Below are 6,631 nucleotides of genomic sequence, written 5' to 3' on the forward strand. Positions count from 1 at the left end.
TGATCTGCTCCTCGCTGAACCTCGTCTTCTTCACTTCCGTCTCCTCGCGAAGGCGGACTCTAGCTCAAATTGGCAGAGTTTCTGGGGAGCACGTCAGTCGTCGGAACGGCAGGTGCGAGTTCTCCACCCGGTTGTTCGCCCAGCGGCCGACCTCCTGCTTCTCGGCATTGCCCAGCTCGTTCATCGCTGCCCGATAGGAGCGCAGGCCATCGGTGGTGATCGCCTCCGGTGAGCCATGGCGTTTCAGCGCCTTCTTCATGAAGGTGAGCGCGGCTGCCTTGTCCCGCGTCTTGGTAACATAGCTTTCCAGCACCTCGCCCTCGTGATCTACGGCTCGCCACAGGTAGACCATCTCGCCGTTCAGTTTCACGTACATCTCGTCCAGGTGTCAGCGCCAGTGGCGGAAGCCACGCATGTGGCTGACCCGCTTGCGCCGCACCTCGCCTGCGAACAGCGGCCTGAACCTGTTCCACCACAGCCGCACCGTCTCGTGGCAGATGTCGATCCCGCGCTCGAACAGCAGCTCCTCCACGTTCCTGAGGCTGAGCGGAAAGCGGACGTACATCAGCGCCACCAGCCGGATCACCTCGGGCGACGAATTGAGGTAGCGGAACGGACTGGCTGGCTTGCGCGGGCGGGGCATGCAGCGCTCTTACAATTCCCGAATTACCGAGGGGTGCATTTGAACTGACAGAGCTGCTACGACCGATGCCCAACGGTCTTCTTCTCGGCCGTTGCCCTCGCGGCCACTGTCATCTTCTGGCTGTGACCAATGAGTCCTGACCCTAGACAGCATCGAAAGATTCAATCACTAAGTGCGTGAAATACTAACTGATTGGTGTTTTCTTTAATTTATAGGTTACCGCAATACTGTTAATTAGCCCGAAGAAGATATACGTACATCCTATCTACTTACGACGTCTCGCTTCATCGGAGCGAGCTTGGCAAGGAACCTGTTCTGAATGGTAAACTTCACGCCCTCGATCTTCATCGCAGCTTGAAGGTTTTCTACCACTCGGTTCATGTCACCCTGCTGCACGCCCATATCTTTGTGGGCAGCTTTCATGTCGCGTCCAGTGTAGGTGCATCCAGCGTTGAGGATGTAGCAGAATTGCTCAAAGAGCACACGTTTCAGCCGCACCTTGTCCTGATTCATGAAGATCTCGCCAACCCGGCGATCAGCGAAGTTCAAGCTGACGAACTGCTCGACAACGCGACGAATGCCTTCCTGTCCATGAAAAGCCTGCGCCATGTAAGCGCCTGCAAAAGGCTGCGCTCCCGCGTTTGTGGGATCAACCTTGTACGGTTCAACGACCTCTTCTCTTGAAGCCGACTGCGGATCTAAAGACGCACGCTGCTGCGGCAGAGCGAGCATGAGGACCAAAGAGGCAATTATCATCGACTGAATTCCTCAAGTGATAGCTTAAAAGCTGCCCTGCAGCTGAAGGAGTAATCCGCGCTGGCGATCAGATGTCGCAATCGAGCCCAGGTCGGTATAGGCTACTGTCGCAGTCAGGTGCCGGTTGATCCCATAGGCAGCAAACGCGTCCCACCAATCATCTTCGCGTGCGACCGTAAGATTGCTGGGTTTCGTGCGGTATTCGGCGCCGAGCACAAACCGACGTGAAAACTGATACGCGACCGATCCTTCGCCTTGCAGGCGGTGATCATCACCGGTTGTGCCGCCGTGACCAAGGAGCCCGCCCTGGTTTGCCTTCGTCGCACGCACGGTGATGCTGGCTAACAGTGACCACTCCAGGAAAAGCTTGGTCGCTGACACATAATAGTCAAAGCCGGCATCGTGCGACGCCCCGACAGCCTTGACGGTCGCCGCATCCAGGCTCTTTTTGTATTGCAAACCCAAGGCGACCGCGGGCAGCCAATTCGGGCCATAAACGACATCGCCGGCGATGCGGACCTTCGCCGCATATACGTCCTGATCGAACCTGAAGTTGTTGCCCAGTCCAAGCGCCCCACCAACTTTGTTGGTGTCGAACACCTGCCGAGCGTAGCTCACTTCGATACGATCCCACGCACCGACTGCGGCCGAAAAGCTGGAGAAGCGGTAATCCGGTAGCTCAACGACGGTGGCGCTGACCTGCCCGCCAATGCCATCCTTCGTCGCGTTACCGCCAATCACCGCCCAGGGCGTCAAGCCGCCGCCGGCAGCACCCTCTACCGTGCTAATGCCATTAGTCAGAAGTAGCTTGCCCGGTCCGCCGACCGCTTGCGCTGTTGCGGCTGTCGGGAATGCAGCAATCGCAGCGACGCAGATTAGTAGGCGGTGACGACAGCGGAACATGCGATCCTCATGGTCCGATTGTCCTTAATTTCCCGTAATTCCGCTACTTTTTGGATCAGTCAAATACCAACCAGTGCAGCCGTTTACCGAGGGTTGACCAGTATGAGGCAATAGGGAGCCATGAAGGTTGCCCATCTTTTTGCCGCAGCGTTGCTCGCCCCCAGCCCGGCGCTTGCAGGGAGCGTCAGTATCCGCGTCGTCGACGCTAACGGTCGCCCGGTTCCTGACGCCGTCATCACCATCCATCCGGCTTCCAAGCTGCCTACAGGGCCCATCCGCTTTCCTTGGCCGAATACGATGATGCAAAAGAACATTGCGTTCAATCCCGGCACGCTGATCGTGCCGGTCGGGGCGAGCGTCGCCTTTCCCAACGAGGATCGGGTCCGTCACCATGTTTACAGCTTTTCGAAGCCTGCAAGGTTCGAGCTTAAGCTCTTCGGGAAGGACGAGAGCCGCAGCTACACCTTCACTACCACCGGCACGGTGGCACTCGGTTGCAACATTCACGACTCCATGTCGGGCTTCATTCGTGTTGTCGACACGCCGTTCGCGGACAAAACCGGAGCAGCCGGCGACACGCGTATCAGCGGCGTGACAGGCGGCAAGGCGACACTCACGATCTGGCACCCGCGGCTTAAGGCCAAGTTGAACGAGGTCGCTTTTCCGCTCGATGTGCCGAGTAGCGGTGACGTCGCCAAGCTCATCACGGTAACGCTGCGCTGATCATGCCGTCGTTTTCACCACCACTCCAGAGGTTGACCGGAGCCGTGGGGCGGTCTTTGTCCGCGAAGCTGACAATCTTCTACGCGGCATTGTTTGCTGTTGCGACAGCTCTGATTCTCGTTGGCGCGAGGACCGGCATTAACAGCTACGCCGAGCGCATGATCAAGAGCGAGATGATCGTCAGTGCAAAGGTTTTCGATCGTGTTGCAGCCATGCGCTACGCTCAGTTCGGCGATGCCAGCAAGGTTCTCGCGGCAGATTTTGGCTTTCGCACCGCCGCCGCGACAGGGGACGGACCCACCATCGCGTCCGCTCTTGCATCCCTCAGGGGCCGACTGGACCTTGATCAGGCTTTCTTCATCGGGATCGATGGTGCAATAATCGGCTTCCGGGGTGCAATACCCAGCCAAGATGCCAATGAACTGCAGTCAGCGCTGGAAGACGGACAGACCCGCGGCGTTTTGCGGATCGGCGGCAAGAGGTTCAATGCCGCCGCCGCGGCTGTTCGAGCGCCGACGACGATAGGCTGGGTTGTGTTCGGCAACACCCTTGATGCTGCCGAAATGGCAAGATTGGCGAAACTTTCCTCGATTGATCTCGCTCCGCAGATAGTGCCCGCCTCTAACCTCACCGCTAAACAGCGGAGTGGTGGTGCGGTCGAGCAAGACATTGGTGGCACGAGGATCCTTGTCCAGGCTTCGCCGATTGCATCATTTCGAGCCGACGAACCGCAGATGCTCGTCCTCCAGCACAGCATCACCCGTGCACTTGCTGAGTACGGTCCGATGCTCTGGCTGTTGCTAGCCTGCGGCGTCGTTGGCGTGCTGGCAGCCGGCGTCGGAAGCTGGCTCCTGGCGCGACGGATCACACGCCCGATCTCGTTGCTGAGCGGCGCTGCCCTGCGTGTTGCCAAGGGCGAATATGTTCACGTGAAGGTGACGACAACGGACGAACTCGGCACGCTCGCCGCCAGCTTCAACCGGATGGTTGACGACATCGGTGAGCGAGAGCGTCAGATTACCCATATGGCGCTGCATGACAGCCTTACTGGCCTCGCTAACCGGGTCCTGCTGCGCCAGCACCTCGCCGACACGCTGGCCCGGCCCGTAGCAGGCCGCCAACAGGCGCTATTTTGCTTGGATCTGGACCAGTTCAAAAATGTGAACGACACACTCGGGCATCCCACCGGCGATGCGCTGCTGTGTGAGATTGCGCAGCGTCTGCGTGACTTCGCTGAGGACGGGTTCGTAGCCCGACTTGGAGGCGATGAGTTTGCGCTCATCCTCGATGACTACCAGCGGCCGCTTGATCGCATTGCTCACGAACTCATCCGTGTCGTGGCTGAGCCATGCATCGTAAATGGTCACCGCATCGTGCCGGGCACCAGTCTGGGCATCGCGATCTTTGGCGCTGATGGCGTAGACTCGGTGACGCTTGCCAAGAACGCTGATCTGGCACTCTACCGTGCAAAGCATGATGGCCACGGCAGCTTCCGTTTCTTCGAAGCGGCCATGGACGCGGAAGCCCGCAAGCGGCGGCAGATGGAGCTTGATTTGCGCGAGGCGATTAGCGGTGGTCAGCTATCGCTGATGTTTCAGCCGCTGTTCAATCTTGCTGAGTCTCGCGTCTCGGCCTTTGAGGCCTTGTTGCGCTGGAATCATCCAGAACGCGGACTTGTCTCGCCTGTGGACTTCATCCCGCTGGCTGAAGATACCGGGCTCATAGTGCCGATCGGCGAATGGGTGGTTCGCGAAGCATGTCGAGTAGCGCGCTCGTGGCCCGACCATGTCCGCATTGCAGTGAACGTCTCCCCTGTTCAGTTCCGCAATCCGGGCCTGGCCGCGGTTATCCTGCAGGCACTCACCGAAAGCGGTCTGCCGCCTCACCGCCTGGAGCTCGAGATCACCGAGAGCCTGTTCATCGACAACCCCGCCACGACACTCGCGTCGCTGCACAGTCTGCGTCGGCTGGGCGTTCGCGTAGCACTCGACGATTTCGGTACCGGCTACTCCTCGCTCAGCTATTTGCGGGCGTTCCCGTTTGACAAGATCAAGATCGACCGCAGCTTCATCATTGATCTGATGAGCAGCGATGGTGCGACCGCAATCATTAAATCGATCACGATGCTGGCCGATGCGCTCGGCATGGAAACCACTGCAGAGGGCGTCGAGGACGTCGGGCAGCTGGACATTTTGCGTGAGCAGGGCTGCAATCAGATCCAGGGCTTCTACTTCAGCAAGCCAGTTATTGAAGCAGAGGTGCAGCGCTTGCTGAGCGCAGGAAGCCGCGAGGAGATGCGCGTCGCTAGCTAAAATACCGCGCTCGACTTCAGCGCACACCAGAGCGACAGGATGCTCGACTCGGATGCGCAGCGGGAGCGCACGAGGCAGAGCCCTGATCGGCGTGACCGACAGGGCTGCCGGTGGTGGCAGCGGCACTGGAGCCGCTGCGAGCCGAGGAACATCACCATGCCAAAACTCAGCGACACGCAGGCCATCCTGCTGACCCACGCCGCAAAGAACGACACCGCCAGCCTTTATCCCCTGCCGCAGACGCTGCGCCGCGGCGGCGGTATCATCAAGGCTATCGCCGCGCTGGTGAGCGCCGGCTACGCCGACGAGCGCGAGACCCACGAGGCGGGTGCAGTGAACCGCACCGACGGCGATCTGCGCTATGGCATCTTCGTTACCGCGGCGGGGCTCGCCGCCATGGGCATTGTCGATGGCGAGCAAGGGGATGCGGCGCAGCCCTCCCCTGAACCTCCAACTGCTGCTTCAACTTTGGCCATGCCTCGCGTCACCAAAGCCAGTACAGTGGTGGCACTGCTGTCGCAGCCGACAGGCGCAACGCTGCCCGAGCTGATCACCGCCACCGGCTGGCTGCCGCATACCACCCGCGCTGCACTCACGGGCCTGCGCAAGAGGGGCCACATCATCGTGCGGTACAGCCGCGATGGCGCAACCTGCTACCGCATCGGCGCTGCGGCGGCCGCAGCATGAGCGCTGTCGATCGTGCGGTACAGCCGCGATGGCGCAACCTGCTACCGCATCGGCGCTGCGGCGGCCGCAGCATGAGCGCTGTCGAGGCGGAGATCGCCGCGCTGGAGGTCCTGTCCTCGGCTGTCCTGCGCGACCGGTGGTCGGCGCTGACCGGCAGTCCGGTGCCGCGGATCAGCCCGAAGCTGCTGCGGCTGGCGCTTGCGTGGGAGCTGCAGGCGCGCAGCTTCGGCGGCCTGTCGCGCGCGACCACGCGCACGCTCGACCAGCTTGGCCGCGGCGAGACGCTGACCGCCCCTGCGCGGCCCGGCATGCGGCTGGTGCGCGAGTGGCAGGGCCGCGTGCATGTGGTGACGGTGAGCGAGGATCAGGTGGTCCGCTGGGAGGAGCGGCCCTACCGCTCGCTGAGCGAGGTCGCCCGCGCGATCACCGGCACCCGCTGGTCCGGACCTGCCTTCTTCGGGCTGAAGAAGAAGGTGGCGGCATGAAGCCTGTCCTGAGCAGAGCCGCGACCACGGTCCGCTGTGCGATCTACACGCGCAAGTCGAGCGAGGAGGGTCTGGAGCAGGACTTCAACTCGCTCGATGCGCAGAGAGAGGCGTGCAGCGCC

General features: G+C 60.9%; 6 protein-coding genes and 1 pseudogene. 4 read left to right on the forward strand and 3 right to left on the reverse strand.

Annotated features, from left to right (window positions below; all coding sequences use genetic code 11):
- Positions 1-97: 97 nt before the first annotated feature.
- From ASG07_RS18110 to ASG07_RS05220, 3 genes and pseudogenes are all read right to left on the reverse strand, one after another.
- Positions 98-643 (reverse strand): annotated as a pseudogene (locus ASG07_RS18110) (IS6 family transposase); the annotation flags it as partial.
- A 261-nt stretch (positions 644-904) separates the two neighbouring features.
- Positions 905-1,399 carry a group I truncated hemoglobin gene (locus ASG07_RS05215; RefSeq protein WP_055843263.1) on the reverse strand — a complete coding sequence of 165 codons (495 nt, stop codon included), beginning with the start codon at positions 1,397-1,399 and terminating at the stop codon, positions 905-907.
- Positions 1,400-1,423: 24 nt separating this feature from the next.
- Positions 1,424-2,302: a DUF3034 family protein gene (locus ASG07_RS05220; RefSeq protein WP_055843265.1), complete on the reverse strand. Its 879-nt coding sequence runs from the start codon at positions 2,300-2,302 to the stop codon at positions 1,424-1,426.
- Between the two features lie 120 nt (positions 2,303-2,422).
- Between ASG07_RS05220 and ASG07_RS05225 the strand changes: the two genes are divergently transcribed.
- The 4 genes from ASG07_RS05225 (at position 2,423) to ASG07_RS05240 (ending at position 6,509) form a co-directional block, all read left to right on the forward strand.
- Positions 2,423-3,025, forward strand: coding sequence for a cupredoxin domain-containing protein (locus ASG07_RS05225; RefSeq protein WP_055843267.1), 603 nt, complete (start codon positions 2,423-2,425; stop codon positions 3,023-3,025).
- A 56-nt stretch (positions 3,026-3,081) separates the two neighbouring features.
- Entirely contained in the window at positions 3,082-5,337 is a 2,256-nt protein-coding gene (locus ASG07_RS05230) for a putative bifunctional diguanylate cyclase/phosphodiesterase (RefSeq protein ID WP_236694567.1), read from the forward strand.
- 156 nt (positions 5,338-5,493) lie between these two features.
- Positions 5,494-6,024 (forward strand): DUF3489 domain-containing protein, encoded by a 531-nt coding sequence (locus ASG07_RS17795; protein ID WP_236694568.1) that lies wholly within the window; start codon positions 5,494-5,496, stop codon positions 6,022-6,024.
- A 71-nt stretch (positions 6,025-6,095) separates the two neighbouring features.
- Entirely contained in the window at positions 6,096-6,509 is a 414-nt protein-coding gene (locus ASG07_RS05240; RefSeq protein ID WP_055843272.1) for a DUF2924 domain-containing protein, read from the forward strand.
- Positions 6,510-6,631: the final 122 nt, after the last annotated feature.

It is taken from the genome of Sphingomonas sp. Leaf343 (assembly GCF_001423765.1).
GTDB lineage: Bacteria > Pseudomonadota > Alphaproteobacteria > Sphingomonadales > Sphingomonadaceae > Sphingomonas.